The 17,348-nt window shown below is 51.5% G+C and carries 19 protein-coding genes and 2 tRNA genes; 6 read left to right on the top strand and 15 right to left on the bottom strand.

Annotated elements, in window-relative coordinates; translation table 11 throughout:
* Positions 1–29 precede the first annotated feature (29 nt).
* From ybeD to lipA, 3 genes are read left to right on the top strand one after another with little or no spacing between them, the layout of a single operon-like run.
* Positions 30–311, top strand: coding sequence for a DUF493 family protein YbeD (gene ybeD / locus JJU14_RS04575; RefSeq protein ID WP_228611415.1), 282 nt, complete (start codon positions 30–32; stop codon positions 309–311).
* On the top strand, positions 311–973 hold the full coding sequence (gene lipB / locus JJU14_RS04570; RefSeq protein ID WP_228611414.1) for a lipoyl(octanoyl) transferase LipB: 663 nt from the start codon (positions 311–313) through the stop codon (positions 971–973). The genes ybeD and lipB overlap by 1 nt, the downstream gene beginning before the upstream one ends.
* Positions 966–1,949, top strand: a complete 984-nt coding sequence (lipA, locus tag JJU14_RS04565; protein ID WP_228611413.1) for a lipoyl synthase — start codon at positions 966–968, stop codon at positions 1,947–1,949. Before lipB ends, lipA begins: the two co-directional genes overlap by 8 nt.
* Here the strand turns inward: lipA and JJU14_RS16640 are convergent, their stop codons facing one another.
* Together JJU14_RS16640 and JJU14_RS04560 are read right to left on the bottom strand one after the other, a co-directional pair.
* Positions 1,950–2,084, bottom strand: coding sequence for a diguanylate cyclase (locus tag JJU14_RS16640; RefSeq protein ID WP_300976157.1), 135 nt, complete (start codon positions 2,082–2,084; stop codon positions 1,950–1,952).
* A gap of 2 nt (positions 2,085–2,086) precedes the next feature.
* Positions 2,087–3,469 carry a sensor domain-containing diguanylate cyclase gene (locus tag JJU14_RS04560; protein WP_300976156.1) on the bottom strand — a complete coding sequence of 461 codons (1,383 nt, stop codon included), beginning with the start codon at positions 3,467–3,469 and terminating at the stop codon, positions 2,087–2,089.
* Positions 3,470–3,622: 153 nt separating this feature from the next.
* Here JJU14_RS04560 and JJU14_RS04555 point away from each other — a divergent pair, with 153 nt between their 5' ends.
* Positions 3,623–3,979 (top strand): PilZ domain-containing protein, encoded by a 357-nt coding sequence (locus tag JJU14_RS04555; protein WP_228611412.1) that lies wholly within the window; start codon positions 3,623–3,625, stop codon positions 3,977–3,979.
* On the opposite strand, the gene JJU14_RS04550 is transcribed toward JJU14_RS04555, so the two are convergent.
* The 3 genes from JJU14_RS04550 to pnp are packed head-to-tail and all read right to left on the bottom strand — an operon-like array spanning position 3,891 to position 8,176.
* Complete coding sequence (locus tag JJU14_RS04550; protein ID WP_228611411.1) at positions 3,891–5,177, bottom strand: hypothetical protein; 1,287 nt, start codon at positions 5,175–5,177, stop codon at positions 3,891–3,893. The genes JJU14_RS04555 and JJU14_RS04550 overlap by 89 nt on opposite strands.
* A complete protein-coding gene (nlpI, locus tag JJU14_RS04545) occupies positions 5,167–6,060 on the bottom strand; it encodes a lipoprotein NlpI (RefSeq protein WP_228611410.1) in 894 nt (297 codons plus the stop codon). The genes JJU14_RS04550 and nlpI overlap by 11 nt, the downstream gene beginning before the upstream one ends.
* Positions 6,053–8,176, bottom strand: a complete 2,124-nt coding sequence (gene pnp / locus JJU14_RS04540) for a polyribonucleotide nucleotidyltransferase (RefSeq protein WP_228611409.1) — start codon at positions 8,174–8,176, stop codon at positions 6,053–6,055. The genes nlpI and pnp overlap by 8 nt, the downstream gene beginning before the upstream one ends.
* Before the next feature lie 230 nt (positions 8,177–8,406).
* Here pnp and JJU14_RS04535 point away from each other — a divergent pair, with 230 nt between their 5' ends.
* Both JJU14_RS04535 and JJU14_RS04530 read left to right on the top strand, forming a co-directional pair.
* Positions 8,407–8,649, top strand: coding sequence for a type II toxin-antitoxin system ParD family antitoxin (locus JJU14_RS04535; protein WP_228611408.1), 243 nt, complete (start codon positions 8,407–8,409; stop codon positions 8,647–8,649).
* Positions 8,646–8,945 (top strand): type II toxin-antitoxin system RelE/ParE family toxin, encoded by a 300-nt coding sequence (locus JJU14_RS04530; protein WP_228611407.1) that lies wholly within the window; start codon positions 8,646–8,648, stop codon positions 8,943–8,945. The genes JJU14_RS04535 and JJU14_RS04530 overlap by 4 nt, the downstream gene beginning before the upstream one ends.
* Before the next feature lie 158 nt (positions 8,946–9,103).
* Here JJU14_RS04530 and rpsO read toward each other — a convergent pair whose 3' ends face one another.
* The 10 genes from rpsO to tpiA all read right to left on the bottom strand — a co-directional run bounded on the left by rpsO (position 9,104) and on the right by tpiA (position 17,337).
* On the bottom strand, positions 9,104–9,373 hold the full coding sequence (gene rpsO, locus JJU14_RS04525; RefSeq protein ID WP_228611406.1) for a 30S ribosomal protein S15: 270 nt from the start codon (positions 9,371–9,373) through the stop codon (positions 9,104–9,106).
* 100 nt (positions 9,374–9,473) lie between these two features.
* Positions 9,474–10,430 carry a tRNA pseudouridine(55) synthase TruB gene (truB, locus tag JJU14_RS04520; RefSeq protein WP_228611405.1) on the bottom strand — a complete coding sequence of 319 codons (957 nt, stop codon included), beginning with the start codon at positions 10,428–10,430 and terminating at the stop codon, positions 9,474–9,476.
* Positions 10,431–10,874, bottom strand: coding sequence for a 30S ribosome-binding factor RbfA (gene rbfA, locus JJU14_RS04515; protein WP_228611404.1), 444 nt, complete (start codon positions 10,872–10,874; stop codon positions 10,431–10,433). It abuts the gene before it with no gap.
* A gap of 70 nt (positions 10,875–10,944) precedes the next feature.
* Positions 10,945–13,626: a translation initiation factor IF-2 gene (gene infB / locus JJU14_RS04510; protein WP_228611403.1), complete on the bottom strand. Its 2,682-nt coding sequence runs from the start codon at positions 13,624–13,626 to the stop codon at positions 10,945–10,947.
* A gap of 25 nt (positions 13,627–13,651) precedes the next feature.
* Positions 13,652–15,148, bottom strand: coding sequence for a transcription termination factor NusA (nusA, locus tag JJU14_RS04505; RefSeq protein ID WP_228611402.1), 1,497 nt, complete (start codon positions 15,146–15,148; stop codon positions 13,652–13,654).
* Between the two features lie 32 nt (positions 15,149–15,180).
* Positions 15,181–15,636 (bottom strand): ribosome maturation factor RimP, encoded by a 456-nt coding sequence (rimP, locus tag JJU14_RS04500; protein ID WP_228611401.1) that lies wholly within the window; start codon positions 15,634–15,636, stop codon positions 15,181–15,183.
* A gap of 365 nt (positions 15,637–16,001) precedes the next feature.
* Positions 16,002–16,078: transfer RNA gene (locus JJU14_RS04495), tRNA-Met, on the bottom strand.
* 84 nt (positions 16,079–16,162) lie between these two features.
* Positions 16,163–16,247: transfer RNA gene (locus JJU14_RS04490), tRNA-Leu, on the bottom strand.
* A gap of 13 nt (positions 16,248–16,260) precedes the next feature.
* On the bottom strand, positions 16,261–16,587 hold the full coding sequence (gene secG, locus JJU14_RS04485; protein ID WP_228611400.1) for a preprotein translocase subunit SecG: 327 nt from the start codon (positions 16,585–16,587) through the stop codon (positions 16,261–16,263).
* A gap of 6 nt (positions 16,588–16,593) precedes the next feature.
* A complete protein-coding gene (gene tpiA / locus JJU14_RS04480) occupies positions 16,594–17,337 on the bottom strand; it encodes a triose-phosphate isomerase (protein WP_228611399.1) in 744 nt (247 codons plus the stop codon).
* Positions 17,338–17,348: the final 11 nt, after the last annotated feature.

Raw genomic sequence — 17,348 nt, 5'->3', positions numbered from 1 at the left:
AGTCGGGTTGTTTGTTCTGGAGGCTTGGCATGGTAACCCCTGTAAAAAATACCAACTTTGATGCACTGCTTGATTTTCCGTGCACCGTCGATTTTAAAGTAATGGGTGTCGCGCATGAGCGTCTGGTCGATGACATCATCGGTGTGTTGCAACAACATGCCGAGGCCGCCGATTACAGCCCCAGCATCAAACCAAGCGCCAAAGGCAACTACCACTCGGTACGGGTGGCGGTTCGTGTTGTCGACAAAGATCACATCGAATTACTTTATACCGAATTAAGTAAACTGGAACTGGTGCGCTACGTACTCTAATGACTGCAGCCATCAATACGTTGGTCATTCGCCAACTCGGCATTCAGCCGTATCTGCCAATTTGGCAGGCGATGCAAGCCTTCACCGATGAACGCGATGAATCGAGCCTGGATGAGCTTTGGCTGTTGCAACATCAGCCGGTATTTACCCAGGGCCAGGCTGGCAAAGCGGAACATATTCTGGCCACTGGCGATATCCCAGTGGTGCAGGTTGATCGCGGCGGTCAGGTCACTTACCATGGCCCGGGTCAGCAGATGGTTTATGTACTGCTGGACCTAAAGCGCCGCAAAATCGGCGTGCGCGAGCTGGTCACCCTGCTGGAGCAAGTGCTGATTGATACCTTGGCCAGCTTGAGTATCGAGGCTTATGCCAAGCCGGATGCGCCGGGTGTGTATGTTGATAACAAAAAAATTGCCTCGCTTGGACTGCGTATCCGAAAAGGCTGCAGCTTCCATGGCCTGGCACTGAATGTCGATATGGATTTATCGCCATTTTCACGCATTAATCCCTGCGGCTATGCCGGCATGGAAATGATTCAATGCCGCGATTTTGGCCCGGTTCACATGGCCACTATCGAGCAACAACTGATTCAGCAGTTCAGCCAGAAGCTTGGCTGCCAGGAACTGCATTACCATACAGGATTGGACAGGCAGCATGACTAAAACCGCACGTATGCAACCCGGTGTTAAACTCCGCGACGCCGACAAGATGGCTCTTATCCCGGTCAAAGTGTTACCAACTGAGCGAGAGCAGATGCTGCGTAAGCCAGACTGGCTTAAGATCAAACTGCCAAAAAGCTCTGAACGCATTGATGAAATCAAAGGCGCCATGCGTAAGCATGGATTGCATTCGGTTTGTGAGGAAGCCGCTTGCCCAAACCTACCGGAATGCTTTAACCATGGCACCGCCACCTTTATGATTTTAGGGGCCATTTGCACCCGGCGTTGCCCGTTTTGCGATGTCGCCCATGGCCGGCCACTTCCACCAAGTGCTGAGGAGCCGGAAAAACTGGCACTCACCATCCGTGATATGAAGCTCAAATACGTGGTGATCACCTCGGTAGACCGGGATGATTTACGTGATGGCGGTGCTCAGCACTTTGCCGATTGCATCCGCGAAATTCGCCAGCACAGCCCAGAGATTAAAATTGAAGTACTGGTGCCGGATTTTCGCGGCCGGATGGATACCGCCCTGGATATCCTTACTCAGACCCCACCAGATGTGTTCAATCACAACCTGGAAACCGCCCCGCGTTTGTACAAGCTGGCGCGGCCAGGTGCTGATTACAAATGGTCACTGCAGCTGTTAAAGCGCTTTAAAGCAGCCCACCCGCATATTTCCACCAAATCCGGCTTGATGGTTGGTCTTGGCGAAACCACCGAAGAACTGATTGAAGTGCTTAAAGACTTGCGGGCACACGATGTGGATATGCTCACTGTGGGTCAGTACCTGCAGCCGAGCAAACATCACCTGCCGGTAGAACGCTACGTCCCTCCAGCAGAGTTTGATGAGATAAAGCGTATCGCTTATGAGCTTGGCTTTAAACATGCTGCCTGTGGGCCTTTTGTACGCTCCAGCTATCATGCCGACCGCCAGGCAGCCGGCGAAGAGATCGTCAGCAGTTTTAGCCCTGCTTAATCAGCCTTTCTCAGCAGCTTTCCGCTGCTGCTTGACCAGATACATAGCCTGATCTGCTTGTTGGATCAGGCTTTCCATATCAACGCCGCCAGGTTCCCAGTGCACCATGCCAATACTGGGGCCATTGTATTGCAAAGTTACTCCCGGTAAATCAAGGTACCGCTGGTGGTTTCCATCAGCTTGGCATGCAAACGGCTTGTCGCCAGCTCGACATCGTCGTCGGCAGCCAGGCAAGCCATGACAATAAATTCATCACCGCCATAGCGAGCCACCAGGTCACCTTCCCGCATTACGGCCTGCAGACGTTTGGCCAGCGCCAGCAAAAAAGCATCCCCCACCTGATGGCCATAGTCGTCATTGATCCGTTTGAACTTATCCAGATCAATAAAAGCCAGGAGTAACTGACCGCCATGGCGTTTTTTTTGCGCCATGGTGCGTTGCAAACTTTCGTGCAGATAACGACGGTTCGCCAATGAGGTTAACGGATCATGCAAGGCATGCACGCTGAGCTCTTTGTTCATTTGCTCTAAGCAGCTTTGATCGTACAAGCGTGTTGCCAATAACGAAAGATAATAGCTGCAGCTATGCAACAAGGTGCTTTCTGGCAACTCGTCCTGGTTGCTCAGCAACAAAATGCCGCCCTCCAGCTCCTCATGACTTTCGGCGGTAATGCAGGCTACTGGACCAATAGGTTTCAAGCCAAGGATATCCCGCATTGCATTGATGGCCTCATTGCTACCATCACAGAGCCAGAGCAATTGTTTTTGCTGCACCGCTTTCTGGCTGTAACAGCGAATCAGGTAATAGACAGCATCATGCTGCTCCATAGTAAGTTTTGGCGTCGCCAAAAGCTCTGGCTGACCGGTATGCTGACGAAACGGCAACACCAGCGGCCACTCAGGCAGTTGTTGGAGTAATACGGTGGCTTTTTTTAACACTTCATTCAGTGATGAAGCCAGCAAACACAAATCACCCAACTCAGCCAATAGCGACATGCCGTGTAAACGATGTTCAGCCTCTTGCGCTCGCTTCGATTGCTGCAACAATTGCCGCTCCCGCTCCAGTTGCCAGGCAATCAACTGAGCAAACAGTTGCAATATTTTGCTGTGCTTATCTTCAACCTCGGTTTGTACCGCACTGGCACCGCAGAGGGTACCGAACAGCTCACCATCACTCAAATACACCGGCACACTGACATAGGTTTGCAGACCAAGTTCACGGGCTGCGTCCGAGTCCCCCCATATCGCAGGCACATCCTGGGTGACAAAGCGTTGTTGCAAAATAGCCCGGCGGCACAGGGTATCTCCCCAGGGAACTTTCAGCCCTTCTGGCAGAATTAACGATGCAGTATTCATGGCATAGAGAATTTGTTGGTAGCCCGCAGCCTGATCCACTTTGGTCAGGTAGGTAGAGTCAAGGCCGGTCATTTCCTGCAACAAAGCCAGCAATGGGCGGGTCAGGCTTTCCAGATCCGACGCCGTTGTTACCGACTGCGCCAATTGCTCCAGGTAGAGATTCATACATCCACTATCAGCTTAAGAACAAGCACTTAGGTCATAGATATCAAGAGTGTAATGCAGGCTAAGCTTGTTTGCCAATTCTGACAGGAAAACGGATGCTAAAGCACGCTAAACCAGCTATGCTTAGAGCAGAAAAACTTGCAGAGAACTGCTATGGATAACCGTCGCTTTCATCGTATTCCGTTTCGCGGCCCTGCAAGCCTGAAAGTTGCTGGTGAGAGCTATGCAACTGAATTGCTGGATTTATCATTGAAAGGTGCCCTGGTTAGCATGCCGGCTCACTTTCCGGCACAGACTCAATTATTCGAACTGCATGTACCTTTGCAGGACAGCGTGCTGAATATTTCAATGCAAGTGCGGGTTGCCCACCAAACCGAAACCCTGCTCGGTCTGCGTTGCGAGAAAATCGATCTGGACAGCATCAGTCACTTAAAGCGGCTGGTGCAGCTAAACCTGGGCGATGACCAACTGCTGGAGCGGGAGCTGTCGGAGCTAACTCACGCTGACTAAGCAACCGGCTGGCATCTGGATAGCCCAACTGCTCTGCTAATTGCATCAAGCGCCACCAGTCGGCTTCCTGACCATGGATACGAGCCTTATAGGCCAGGTAATACTGCACTGGCATCAATAGCTCCGGCTGCTGCAATTGCTGCCGAACCAATTGCAGATAATAATCCGGCAAGTCTAACTGATAAAACTCCATGCTATTACTTTCTGAAATCAGCCGATAGGCCTGATAAGGGCTATGCAGGCAGGTGTCCACTGGCGTCAGTACCATGGCATCAGGCAAGCGGCCCCAATGCTGTTGGTAGGCAGCGAGTTGCTGCTTGCCAATCAGAATATTCGGATAGATCTGGTCCGGCTGGCAAACTTCAGCCGCAGCCGCGGCAGGCAACGCATACTCATCCATAAAACGGAAAATGTGTAAAAATTCGTGCCGCAGCAACGATAGTTCGGCTCGCTCCGGCAACTGAATAATGCCATTGTTGTAGCTGGCTTTGCCGCGTCCGGCCAGAATCAGCAGCTGCTGTGCCTGGTTATCACGGATATAGGGGATCAGCTGGTGGTAATCACAGCCAATACGGCTGTCGGAGTCTTCGCTGCAGGCCAGCTCGGTGCTGCTCACCAATTGCAGCGAACGAAAGCAAACCGGAAGCTGGCCAAGCTGCGGATCCTGTTGCCACTCTGCTTGTAGCCTTAGCCATTGCTCGGCGGCAACGCTGTTCACCGCTATCGGCTGAATGGTCAGCTGGCAGCCTTGCACCGGCTGCCAGCCAGGCTGATCGGTCAGGCCGACTTGTTGCCAGTATGGCCAATCGGTTGCTTGCTGATAAGTTAAATGCCAGAGACCAAGCGCAGCTAAATCCACCTCCGAAAGGCTAAGTCGCTTTGCTTGCACTTCTAGCTCCAGCCACTGAGCAGTGGCCAGCTTGCCAGTTTGTCGCTGCCTTAGCATCAGGCTTGGAGTGGCAGCCTCATCCTGCCCCAGTGCCCAGGCATGCTCAAACCAGCGCAGCGCTGCGTCCGATTCCTGCTGGGCTAAACGACGCTGCGCCAATCGATAAGCGGCTTTACCATCGGTATGGGCGGCATCCATCAACGCTTGCTCAGGACCAGGTACCGATGGCTGACACCCCAGCAAAAGACCAAGGGCAAAAAAGCCAGCAAGCTGGCTTTTGAATAAGCAGACGTTGGGTTTAGAAGACATTATCTTCCATACTCAGAGGTTCATCACGTAACCTGGCCAGTTCCAACCGGGCATAGCGATGTTCAAGGAATTCAAATACATTGGTAGCCAGCGACAGCTTGAAGTTGTGCATAGCACGCTCAGTATCCCCTTGCATGCTGTGCCACTTAGCCAGATAAAAATAAGCTTCGCACAAACGCTCAGCCAACTGTTTGGGGCTTTTTAAATTGTTCGTCACACTGTAGAGCAAATCGGCTTCGCTGATAGTACCCAAAAAGAAATCTGCCAGTTGCGTCCCCCAGTTGGTTGCATCCAGTTCACTACGAAGTGTAACGAGCTTCGAGCGGGCCCGTTCAGGGTCAAGCTCCGCATGCGCCAAGTAAATCCAGACTGCACGGTAGGGATCACTTGGATTACGTTGCTGAAACTCGGTAAAATCGTACAGCGATAAATCGATACGTCCAGCATAGTAAAGCGCCAGAGCCCGATTCAGATAAGCAAACTCGTAACTTGGGTCCAGTTCCAGCACGGAGTCAAATGCTTCATAGGCCTGATCAAAATTACCAGCCAGGGTGTAATGAATGCCCATAAAATTATATGCACCCGCCAGATCCGGTTGCAGCCGCAGAGCCCGCATAAAATCAAAACGAGCCAACGAGGTCAAACCCACACTTTCAAACATCACACCACGATCGTAATGCAGCTGTGCCGATTGCTGTTCGGTCAGTTCAGCCCGATGCAAAATTTCCGTTAAACGGGCAATAGCTACTTCGGTACGTTGGGGGACAGGTAAGGGTTCAGGAGTCAACCAGTAGGCAGGGGCATGGCTGTGCTGAGTTGCACAGCCAGTCAGTCCCAGCAGCAAGGCTGCTGCCAGGACACACAGACGGACAGGCTTAGGCATCAGCAGATTCAGCAGGAGCATCCTGCTTGCTTTGCGCTTCTTTGATGCTAAGACGTACCCGTCCTTGCTTATCCACTTCCAGCACTTTGACTTTGACCTTCTGGCCCATAGTCAAATGATCCGATACCGTATTCACCCGCTCTTCCGCGATTTGTGAAATGTGGACCAGGCCATCTTTGCCAGGCAAGACATTGACAAAGGCACCGAAGTCAACGATACGGACTACTTCACCGTCGTAGATCCGGCCCACTTCCAGTTCAGCAGTGATCAGCATGATCTTATCGATAGCGACCTGCGCCTGCTTGCTGTTGGTGGCAGCTACTTTCACGGTACCGTCGTCTTCAATTTCGATGGTACAGCCAGACTCTTCGGTGATTTGACGGATCACAGCGCCACCTTTACCGATCACATCACGGATTTTCTCCGGGTTGATGCTTAAGGTGTAGATGCGCGGTGCATGCTCAGACAACTCTTCACGGTGCTGCGATATCGCCTGATCCATCACTTGCAGAATGTGCAAACGAGCGGCTTTGGCTTGCTTTAAGGCAATCTGCATGATGTCACGGGTAATGCCATCAATTTTAATGTCCATCTGCAGCGCCGTAATGCCTTCGGCCGTACCGGCTACTTTAAAGTCCATATCGCCCAGGTGATCTTCGTCACCCAGAATATCGGACAGTACCACAAAGTTGTCGCCCTCTTTGACCAGACCCATGGCAATACCAGCCACCGAGGCTTTGATCGGTACACCGGCATCCATCATCGCCAGTGAAGAACCACAAACAGAGGCCATCGAGCTGGAGCCGTTCGATTCAGTGATTTCAGACACCAGACGCACTGTGTAAGGGAAGTCATCAAAAGCAGGCATCACCGCTTGCACACCACGCTTGGCCAAACGGCCGTGACCGATTTCGCGACGCTTCGGTGAACCTACCATGCCGGTCTCGCCCACACAGTATGGAGGGAAGTTGTAATGCAGCATGAAATAGTCTTTTTTCTCGCTCAGCAAGTCATCGACGTTCTGCGCATCACGGGCAGTACCTAAAGTACAGGTCACCAGCGCCTGGGTTTCACCCCGGGTAAACAGTGACGAACCATGGGTACGTGGCAGTACGCCGGTCATTACGCTCAGGGCACGTACCATATCCGGCTCACGGCCATCGATACGCGGCTCACCGGCGATAATACGGCTACGTACGGTTTTGCTTTCCAGCTCATGGAACACATCACCGACTTCGTGCTCGTCCAGGCTTTGACCTTCGGCCAGCTCAGCGGTCAGCTTCTCAATCAGATCAGCTTTGATTTCTTTGATACGGTCGTAACGCTTGGCTTTTTCAGTGATCTGATAAGCTTCGCTCAGAGCTGCAGCACAGTGATTTTTTACCGCTTCAATCAACGGCTCGTTTTTAGCCGGAGGCTGCCAATCCCAGACTGGTTTGCCAGCTTCGGTTTTCAGCTCATTGATAGCGTTGATCGCTACCTGCATTTGGTCATGACCATAGACCACAGCACCTAACATGATGTCTTCTGACAGCAGGTTGGCTTCGGATTCAACCATCAGTACGGCATTCGAAGTACCAGCGACAACCAAATCCAGCTTGCTGCTTTTCAGCTCTTCCTCCGATGGGTTCAGCACGTACTGGTCGTTGATGTAACCAACACGGGCGGCACCGATAGGGCCGGCAAAAGGAATACCAGACAGCGCCAGAGCTGCCGAAGTACCCAACAGCGCCACGATATCCGGCTGGATTTCAGGCTGTACAGACACCACAGTAGCAATAACCTGCACTTCGTTGGTGAAGCCTTCCGGGAACAGTGGACGAATAGGACGGTCGATCAGGCGCGACGTCAGGGTTTCACCTTCAGATGGCCGACCTTCACGCTTAAAGAAACCGCCAGGCACACGGCCGGCAGCGTACATTTTTTCTTGATAATTCACGGTCAGCGGAAAAAAGTCCTGACCTGGTTTCGGTTGTTTTCTACCAACTACAGTCACCAATACGGTGGTATCACCAATACTGGCAAGCACAGCGGCATCGGCCTGACGGGCGATTACGCCGGTTTCTAAAGTACAAGTGTGTTGGCCGAACGGGAAAGATTTAATGATGGGTGTCACGTGGGATTTTCCTTACAATTAGCGCCTCATGGCGCATTCTATCTATTTTCATTTCATTCCTCGCTAGTATACTCGTTCATAGCAGGAAAAAGAAGCAGTGTGCCAAGGTTTAACCTGAGTGACATACTAGGAAGGCACTTAAAGCAAATCGAATTTGTTTGTTATGCGCCTTGCTCCAAACCTCAACTGATACCATAATTAGGTATCTTTTGGTACCCGGAGAACTGCACATGGCCAAGAATACAAGCATCACTCTTGGAGAACACTTTGAGGGCTTTATTACAAGCCAGATCCAAAGTGGGCGTTACGGCTCAGCGAGTGAAGTCATTCGTTCAGCGCTTCGCTTACTAGAAAACCAAGAAACCAAACTAAACTCTCTCCGTCAACTACTTACTGAAGGTGAACAAAGCGGTGACGCTAAGTATGACCTCGATAGCTTTATCAATGAGCTTGATAGTGAAAACTCTCGATGAAGCCATTTAATCTGACTGTTGCTGCTAAAACCGATTTACGAGATATTGCATTATTTACCCAGCGTCGCTGGGGGAAAGAGCAACGGAATATTTATCTAAAACAATTTGATGATTCATTTTGGCTTTTAGCTGAAAACCCCGCCATCGGTAAAACATGCGATGAAATCAGAAACGGATATCGTAAATTTCTTCAAGGTAGCCACCTCATTTTTTATCAACAATTAGGCAGTCAACAAATTAAAATCATCCGTATTCTTCATAAGAGTATGGATGTTAACCCGATACTTGGCACATAACCTCTTATTCAAAGGATCTGAACCCGCGAGTTGTTATCAACAAACTCAAGCAAGCATTATGTATTTAATTTTCGGGTAGAGTGGCGGGTATGGTCTGTGGGTGCTGTTTTTCGGGCATAAAAAAGGGCTGAAATTCAGCCCTTTTTCTTTGCGTTGAATTAACGACGCAAGCCAAGACGCTTAATCAAGTCCGCGTAACGGCTCTGATCTTTGCCTTTTAAGTAGTCCAGCAACTTACGACGCTGGCTAACCATACGCAGCAAACCGCGGCGAGAATGGAAATCGTGCTTGTGCTCAGCAAAGTGGCTTTGCAGGTGGTTGATGTTTGCAGTCAGCAAAGCAACCTGTACTTCTGGTGAACCAGTGTCACCTTCTTTCTGAGCGTAATCCGCTACGATTTTTGCTTTTTCAGCAACAGTTAAAGCCATGGTATACTCCAATTCTGAGTGAGTTAATGAATGTATTGTCGCCGATCACTCATTCAGCTAACAATAAAAAGCGCGCGCATTGTACCACGGCAGCGCTGCTTTACAAGTTTTTGTTGGTACTCAGCAGTCGTCTTGGTTTCAGCTCACCCTGTTCGCGTTTGCCAATGCCCAGAAATTGCTGCTCTGCGCTGTACAAGCGCACGGCTTCAGCATCTGGCTGGTCACAGGAAAAGCTTTGGCCATGGGCGATACGCCGTTGTTGCTCTGCACTAAGCGTTAACGCTTCCAGGCCATGCAAGGCTGCATCCAGTGGTAGCAGCAGCTGATCCAGCACCGCAAAATCCCGGCTCTGATGGCAGAGCTCTGCCAGAGTTTCCAGCTTGGGCAGTGGCTGCATGGCTTCGGCCTGAAAAGGGCCGACCTGTGTGCGGTGCAGAGCACTGACATAAGCGCCGCACCCCAGAGCTTCACCCAAATCATCGATCAGTGTGCGGATGTAGGTGCCCTTGCTGCAATGCACGATAAAATCGGCTTCGGTAAAATCGACATGGTTCTGCTCGCTGCTTTGGCGCAGTGCCAGCAACTCAAAGCGAAAGATGCTGATGGGCCTGGCTTCGCGCGGTACGGTGATGCCCTGGCGGGCGTATTTGTACAGCGGCTGGCCCTGATGCTTCAGTGCCGAAAACATGGTCGGCACCTGCAGGATATCGCCACGAAACGCCTGCATCGCCTGCTCCAGCTGACTCTGGTTAAACGCCACCGGCCGGGTGCTGACTACCTCGCCGGCGGCATCGCTGGTGTCGGTCCGAATACCAAACCGGGCGCTGACCTGATAGGTTTTATCGGTATCCAGCAGGAACTGACTGAACTTGGTGGCTTCGCCAAAGCAGATTGGCAACAAGCCACTGGCTAAAGGGTCCAGCGCACCGGTATGACCGGCCTTTTGCGCCTGATACAGCCAGCGGACCTTTTGCAAAATACCATTGCTGGTAAATTCCAACGGCTTGTCTAAAAGCAGAATGCCGTTCACGGCACGGCGTTTGTGTTGCTGTGTCATTTAATCCTGCTTGTCGGACTCAGTACCGTTATCAGTGTCGTGATCTGACGCATCATCTGTGGAGCCGGCCGGGCGCTTGGCTTCATCAGCGCGACGGGCGGATTCTACCAGGGCTGTCAGGCGAATGCCTTCGTCCAGCGTGCTGTCGTAGTAAAACTGCACCTGCGGCACGATACGGGTCTGAATCCGCTTGCCAATCAGGCCACGGATAAAGCCTTTGGCATCGTTTAGGATCTTCAGGTTGTCTTTCACCTTGTCCTGTTCCAGGCCAAGAAAAGTGACGTAAATTTTGGCGTAGGATAAATCGCGCGATACATCCACCTGCGACACCGTAATCATATGGTGCAGCCGTGGATCTTTAATTTCACGCTGTAGGATCACCGCCAGCTCTTTTTGCAGCTGTTGTGACAGCCGGTCGACACGGGAAAACTCTTTATGTGCCATCTTTTTTCCTTTAGAAAAACAAACACCATCAGCAACCTTAGTCCCTGATGGTGTCTGATAAGCGGTCGGATTACAGCGTACGTTCGACCTGAACCACCTCAAAGACTTCGATTTGATCGCCTTCGCGGACATCGTTGTAGTTCTTCACACCGATACCACACTCGAAGCCGTTACGGACTTCGTTGACGTCGTCTTTAAAGCGACGCAGTGACTCCAGCTCGCCTTCGTAGATCACCACGTTATCACGCAGTACCCGGATAGGGGCATTGCGCTTGATCACGCCTTCACTGACGATACAGCCGGCAATAGCGCCAAACTTCGGTGAGCGGAATACATCACGTACTTGTGCCAAACCAATGATTTGCTGTTTGAACTCAGGCGCCAGCATACCGGTCATCGCCTGCTTCACTTCGTCCAACAGCTCATAGATGATGCCGTAGTAACGCAGATCCAAGCCTTCGTCTTCGACGATACGACGTGCTGAGGCATCCGCACGGACGTTAAAGCCGATAATGATGGCTTGTGATGCAGCTGCCAGGCTAACGTCGGTCTCGGTAATACCACCGACGCCACTGCCGATGATTTTGATTTTCACTTCATCAGTAGACAGCTTGCCAAGCGATTCGGTGATGGCTTCCACCGAGCCCTGAACATCGGCTTTCAGCACGATGTTCAGTTCGGACACATCGCCTTCGGCCATGTTGGCAAACATATTTTCCAGCTTGGCTTTTTGCTGACGTGCCAGTTTCACTTCGCGGAACTTGCCCTGACGGTACAAAGCAACTTCACGGGCTTTACGCTCGTCTTTCACGACGGTGACTTCATCACCTGCCTGCGGTACACCGGACAGACCAAGGATTTCGACCGGAATGGACGGGCCAGCTTCGCTGACGTTACGGCCATTCTCATCGCGCATGGCGCGGACTTTGCCGTACTCGAAACCACAAAGCACCACATCGCCCTGATTCAGCGTACCTTCCTGCACCAGGATGGACGCGACCGGACCACGGCCTTTATCCAGACGGGATTCAATCACGACGCCACGAGCCAGACCAGCGCGAACAGCAGTCAGCTCCTGAATTTCGGCCAAATCAAGCACCGCATCCAACAGCTGATCAATACCGCTACCTGCTTTGGCAGACACTGGTACGAACTGGGTATCACCGCCCCACTCTTCCGAAATAACATCGTACTGCGACAATTCATTGCGCACCCGATCCGGATCGGCTTCTGGCTTATCCATTTTGTTGATGGCAACAATCAAAGGCACACCGGCAGCCTTAGCATGCTGGATTGCTTCTTTGGTTTGCGGCATCACGCCATCATCGGCGGCAACCACCAGAATAACGATATCAGTCGCTTTGGCACCACGTGCCCGCATCGAGGTGAAAGCAGCGTGACCTGGGGTATCCAGGAACGTCACCATACCGCGGTCGGTATCCACATGGTAAGCACCGATATGCTGGGTAATACCACCGGCTTCGCCATCGGCGACTTTGGCTTTACGGATGTAATCCAGTAAGGAGGTTTTACCATGGTCAACGTGGCCCATCACGGTTACCACCGGGGCACGAGGCTCCAGCTCACCGGTCTCGCCCCGCTCTGACATCACCGCTTGTTCCAGCTCATTTTCTTTGGTCAGCACGAACTTGTGGCCCATTTCTTCACAGACAATGGCCGCCGTTTCCTGATCAATCACCTGGTTAATGGTCGCCATAGCACCCATTTTCATCATGGTTTTGATCACTTCGGTTGCTTTCACCGCCATTTTGGCAGCCAGCTCGGCTACCGTAATGGTTTCACCAATCCGCACTTCACGCTCGACCGGCTGGGCTGGCTTGTTGAAACCATGCTGCATGCTGGACGGGGTTTTCTTTTTCTTGCTGTGCTTGTTGGCACGGTTAAAGGCTTCGCGATCGTTGCGATCATCTTTCTTCTTGCCTTTGGCCGGCGCCACTTTCTTCGCAGCTACACCACGACGGCCAGCGCGCTCTTCGCGTGCATCGACTTCGTCTTCGGCTTGCTTGGCAAATTCATTGCTGGTCAGGTGATAATCGCCATCTTCGGTCCCTTTGGCTTTTTCTTCCTGCTCCCAACGCTCACGATTCTCTTCGGCCAAACGCTTGGCTTCTTCCGCTTGCTTGCGCGCTTCTTCTTCCAGCTTACGCAACGCTTCGGCTTCTTGCTGTTGCTTTAAGCGCTCAGCTTCTTTGCGTGCTTCTTCACGGGCAGCGCGACGGGCTGCTTCTTCCGGATCATCTTTTTTCTGCTCATCTTTACGCTTAGCTTCAGCAGCTTTACGCTCGGCCTCTTCTTTGGCCCGGCGATCGGCTTCCGCTTTTGCTTTGCGTTGTGCTTCTTGACGCTCACGCTCGGCGCGCTCAGCTTCGGCTTTGGCTTTTTCTTCAGCCAGCCGCGCTTCTTCCTGCGCTTTTAAGGTAGCTTCATCCAGCATCGGCTTTTTGATGTAGGTTTTTTGCTTACGAACTTCCACCGTCACTTCACGACTGCGACCGGCTCCAGCCTGAATGCTCAGCGTACTTTTTTCTTTCCGCTTTAACGTCAGCTTGGAAGGCGTCGCCGCCTCGGCACCATGCTGGCGGCTTAAATGCTGCAGCAAGGTACGTTTTTCGTCTTCAGTGACCATGGCACCAGCAGTCTTGCTGATCCCGGCGTCTGCAAATTGTTGTACTAAGCGATCAACAGTTGTGTTTACATCTGTGGCGAGCTTTTCTATGGTGACATCTGCCATATACGTTGTTACCTCCGTTGATCCATTAATTTTCTTCGCTGAACCAGACAATATTTCTGGCAGCCATAATCAGGGCAGCAGCCTGATCTTCCTTCATTTCGGCTAAATCCAGCAGGTCATCAACGCCCTGCTCGGCCAAATCATCCAATGTAACCACACCTTTGCTGGCGAGCACATAGGCGGTATGGGTATCCAAACCTTCCAGTGCCAGCAATGCGTCGGATGGCTTAGCACCTTCCAGCGACTCTTCAGACGCCAGTGCCTGAGTGGTCAGGTAGGCTTTAGCTCGGTTACGTAATTCTTCAACAATCTCTTCATCAAACCCATCGATGGACAAGAGTTCAGAGACCGGTACATAGGCGATTTCTTCCAACGTGGAGAAACCTTCATCTACCAGTACGGAAGCAAAGTCTTCATCAATTTCCAGCGTGCTGGTAAAGAGATCAATCACCTTGCTGGCCTCTTCCTGATGCTTCTTCTGCATGTCTTCGACCGTCATCACGTTCAGTTCCCAACCGGTCAGTTGGCTGGCAAGACGGATATTCTGGCCATTTCGGCCGATGGCCATCGCCAGGTTGCCTTCTTCGACGGCGATATCCATTGAGTGCGCATCTTCATCAACCACGATGGAAGCTACTTCAGCCGGTGCCATGGCATTAATAACAAACTGTGCATCGTTGTCATCGTACAGCACGATATCCACCCGCTCGCCGCCCAACTCACCCGATACAGCCTGGACGCGGGAGCCACGCATACCAACACATGCACCGACTGGGTCGATTCGACGGTCATTGGTTTTCACCGCGATTTTTGCACGTGAACCCGGATCACGGGCGGCGCCACGCAGTTCAATCATTTCTTCACCGATTTCAGGTACTTCAATGCGGAATAATTCAATCAGCATTTCAGGGCGGGTTCGGCTTAAGAACAGCTGAGCACCGCGCGCTTCCGGTTTTACTTCAAACAACAAGGCCCGCAAGCGATCGCCTGTCCGGTAAGTTTCACGTGGCAGCATATGCTCACGTGTCAGAATGGCCTCTGCATTGTTGCCAAGATCGACGATGATGTTATCGCGGTTGGCCTTTTTCACCACACCAGTGACCAGTTCACCGACCTGATCCAAATAAGCTTCCACCACCTGGGAGCGCTCGGCTTCCCGCACTTTTTGTACGATGACCTGCTTTGCCATCTGGGTAGTAATGCGATCGAACACGATGGACTCAATTTGCTCTTCCACGTAATCGCCAACATTCAGCTCCGGCTGCTCATACTGAGCTGCCGATAAGGTAATTTCCCGATAAGGATGCTCAATCGGTTGATCATCCGGTACCACTTCCCAACGACGGAAGGTATCAAAAGAGCCGGTTTTACGATCAATACTGACACGAACTTCAATATCGCCTTCGTTCTTCTTTTTAGTGGCGGCGGCCAGTGCGTATTCCAGTGCTTCAAAGATTTTCTCTCTCGGCACGGACTTTTCATTTGAAACCGCATCAACAACCAATAAAATTTCTTTTGCCATTTTCTTGCTGCCTCTGTTGGACCTGTCTGCAATCAGAACACAGGTACAATATTTGCCTTTTCAACGTTATCCATCAGCAAACGAAACTGCTTGCCATCGATTTCTATCACCAGCATATCCTGCTCAATTGCCTGCAAGATGCCTTTGAATTTACGACGCCCATCCTGGGGAATGGCCAGCTTGACATCGACTTTCTCACCTACGGCTCTGGCAAAATGCTCAGGCGTGAATAAGGGCCTGTCCAAACCAGGCGACGATACTTCCAGCATATACTCATGTGAAATTGGATCTTCAACATCCAAAATGGCACCGACTTCGCGACTGATGTTGGCGCAGTGTTCAACGGTTACCCCATCCGGATGATCAATGTACAGGCGCACAGTGGAATGCTTGCCTGCACGCAAAACTTCAATACCAAGCAATTCGAAACCAGCTGCCGACACCGTAGGTGCTAACAACTCGATTAACTGCTGTTCCTGCTTCGCCAAGAAAACCTCCAGAGCCACCGGCCGAAATCGATTTCGCGCCAGCTACAGGTGTTAAATAAAAAATGGGCGAAACGCCCATTCCACAAACTCAGTTTGCAGATATAAAAACGCCCCGAACAAGCGGGGCGAATTTACTATCCGAAAGCACTGATTTATCGCCAAAATCAATGCTGAATTAATCGTGGCGAGCATCACTACTGACGATCGCTCCACAGTTCGGTGACTGTGAATTGGTCAAATTTAAAATTATAAAAAAATTTTAAATTTGACGAAATTGGTTGCGGGAGCCGGATTGAGACCTTCGCCCCGTGGTCATAAAGAGGAGCCCGAGGGCGCTTTCTTAATAACCAGACACACAACAAATTTGGTTGCGGGAGCCGGATTTGAACCGACGACCTTCGGGTTATGAGCCCGACGAGCTACCAGGCTGCTCCATCCCGCGTCCGTAATTGGCAACTATTATATAGCTGTGAGGTTAGTACCGCAAGGGCTATGGCATTTTATGCCGGCTCTTGCTGTTGCAATTTGGTGCCGAGAGCGGGACTTGAACCCGCACGTCCGAAGACACTACCCCCTCAAGATAGCGTGTCTACCAATTTCACCACCTCGGCAGATGTGTTCGGATTAATTACCGAACGGGATCTCGTTCTCAGTAGGCAATGTCGGTACAGATTCTGTCATAGGTACCGACAAATCCTGCCATGCATCCACCTGGCTGCTTTGACCCGCTGTATAACGGCCCAGCACAATACTCAGAACAAAGAAAACGACAGCAAGGACTGTTGTGGTTTTGGTAAGAAAGTTACCTTTGCCCGCAGAGCCAAAAACTGTAGAGGAAGCACCGGCACCAAAAGCGGCACCCATGTCAGCGCCTTTACCGTGCTGGATCAGGATCAACCCGATCAACGATAGAGCTACCAACAAATACATTACCATAAAGACTTCAAACATAATTCGTTAACCCTTTGCACTTTGGCAAATGTGTAAAAATTCTTCAGCATTCAGGCTGGCACCACCGACCAAGCCACCATCGATATCCGTCTGGCCAAACAACTCTGTGGCATTCTTGCTGTTGACGCTACCACCATACAAAATTCTGACTGTCGCAGCGGCTTTGCTATCGTACTGTGCCAGCTGTTGACGAACTTCTGCATGGGCTTGCTGGGCCTGCTCCGGCGTTGCCGCTTCACCCGTGCCTATAGCCCAAACCGGCTCGTAAGCAATCACCGATTTGGCGATGAATTCGGGATGCGAAGCATACACCGCAGCCAATTGTTTCGCAAGCACCTGCCCGGTTTTTTCTTGCTGACGCTGCTGTAAATTTTCACCGATGCAATACACCGGTGTCAGGCCATGCGTGATGGCTTGCTGCATTTTTTCTGCCAGTACCTGATCGCTTTCAGCGAACAGGGTGCGACGCTCAGAATGCCCTACCAAGACGAAACGAACCCCAGCTTCTGCCAGTAGGCTCGCACTCAGCTCACCTGTGTAAGCACCCGAGGTATATTGACTTAGATTCTGCGCCCCTAACAAACAATGCTCAGTGCTTGCCAGAGTATGCAACAGGGTCGCTGGCGGACATACCAAGACATCCACGTCGGCTAAATTGACGGTAGCCAGGGCCGCTGTGAGTTCCCGAGCCAAAGCATCACTGCCATTCATTTTCCAGTTGGCTGCCACCAATGGCTTGCGGATTGTCATGCCTGTTCCTT

This window comes from Alkalimonas sp. (assembly GCF_020831925.1).
In the GTDB taxonomy this organism is placed as follows: Bacteria; Pseudomonadota; Gammaproteobacteria; order Enterobacterales; family Alteromonadaceae; genus Alkalimonas.
This window is presented reverse-complemented; position numbering and strand designations above follow the sequence as displayed.

Coding starts and splice junctions, on each gene's coding strand:
- ybeD (WP_228611415.1), top strand. CDS start 30: ATGGTAACCCCTGTAAAAAATACCAACTTTGATGCACTGCTTGATTTT.
- lipB (WP_228611414.1), top strand. CDS start 311: ATGACTGCAGCCATCAATACGTTGGTCATTCGCCAACTCGGCATTCAG.
- lipA (WP_228611413.1), top strand. CDS start 966: ATGACTAAAACCGCACGTATGCAACCCGGTGTTAAACTCCGCGACGCC.
- JJU14_RS04560 (WP_300976156.1), bottom strand. CDS start 3,469: ATGAATCTCTACCTGGAGCAATTGGCGCAGTCGGTAACAACGGCGTCG.
- JJU14_RS04555 (WP_228611412.1), top strand. CDS start 3,623: ATGGATAACCGTCGCTTTCATCGTATTCCGTTTCGCGGCCCTGCAAGC.
- JJU14_RS04550 (WP_228611411.1), bottom strand. CDS start 5,177: ATGTCTTCTAAACCCAACGTCTGCTTATTCAAAAGCCAGCTTGCTGGC.
- nlpI (WP_228611410.1), bottom strand. CDS start 6,060: ATGCCTAAGCCTGTCCGTCTGTGTGTCCTGGCAGCAGCCTTGCTGCTG.
- JJU14_RS04535 (WP_228611408.1), top strand. CDS start 8,407: ATGGCCAAGAATACAAGCATCACTCTTGGAGAACACTTTGAGGGCTTT.
- JJU14_RS04530 (WP_228611407.1), top strand. CDS start 8,646: ATGAAGCCATTTAATCTGACTGTTGCTGCTAAAACCGATTTACGAGAT.
- rpsO (WP_228611406.1), bottom strand. CDS start 9,373: ATGGCTTTAACTGTTGCTGAAAAAGCAAAAATCGTAGCGGATTACGCT.
- truB (WP_228611405.1), bottom strand. CDS start 10,430: ATGACACAGCAACACAAACGCCGTGCCGTGAACGGCATTCTGCTTTTA.
- rbfA (WP_228611404.1), bottom strand. CDS start 10,874: ATGGCACATAAAGAGTTTTCCCGTGTCGACCGGCTGTCACAACAGCTG.
- infB (WP_228611403.1), bottom strand. CDS start 13,626: ATGGCAGATGTCACCATAGAAAAGCTCGCCACAGATGTAAACACAACT.
- nusA (WP_228611402.1), bottom strand. CDS start 15,148: ATGGCAAAAGAAATTTTATTGGTTGTTGATGCGGTTTCAAATGAAAAG.
- secG (WP_228611400.1), bottom strand. CDS start 16,587: ATGTTTGAAGTCTTTATGGTAATGTATTTGTTGGTAGCTCTATCGTTG.
- tpiA (WP_228611399.1), bottom strand. CDS start 17,337: ATGACAATCCGCAAGCCATTGGTGGCAGCCAACTGGAAAATGAATGGC.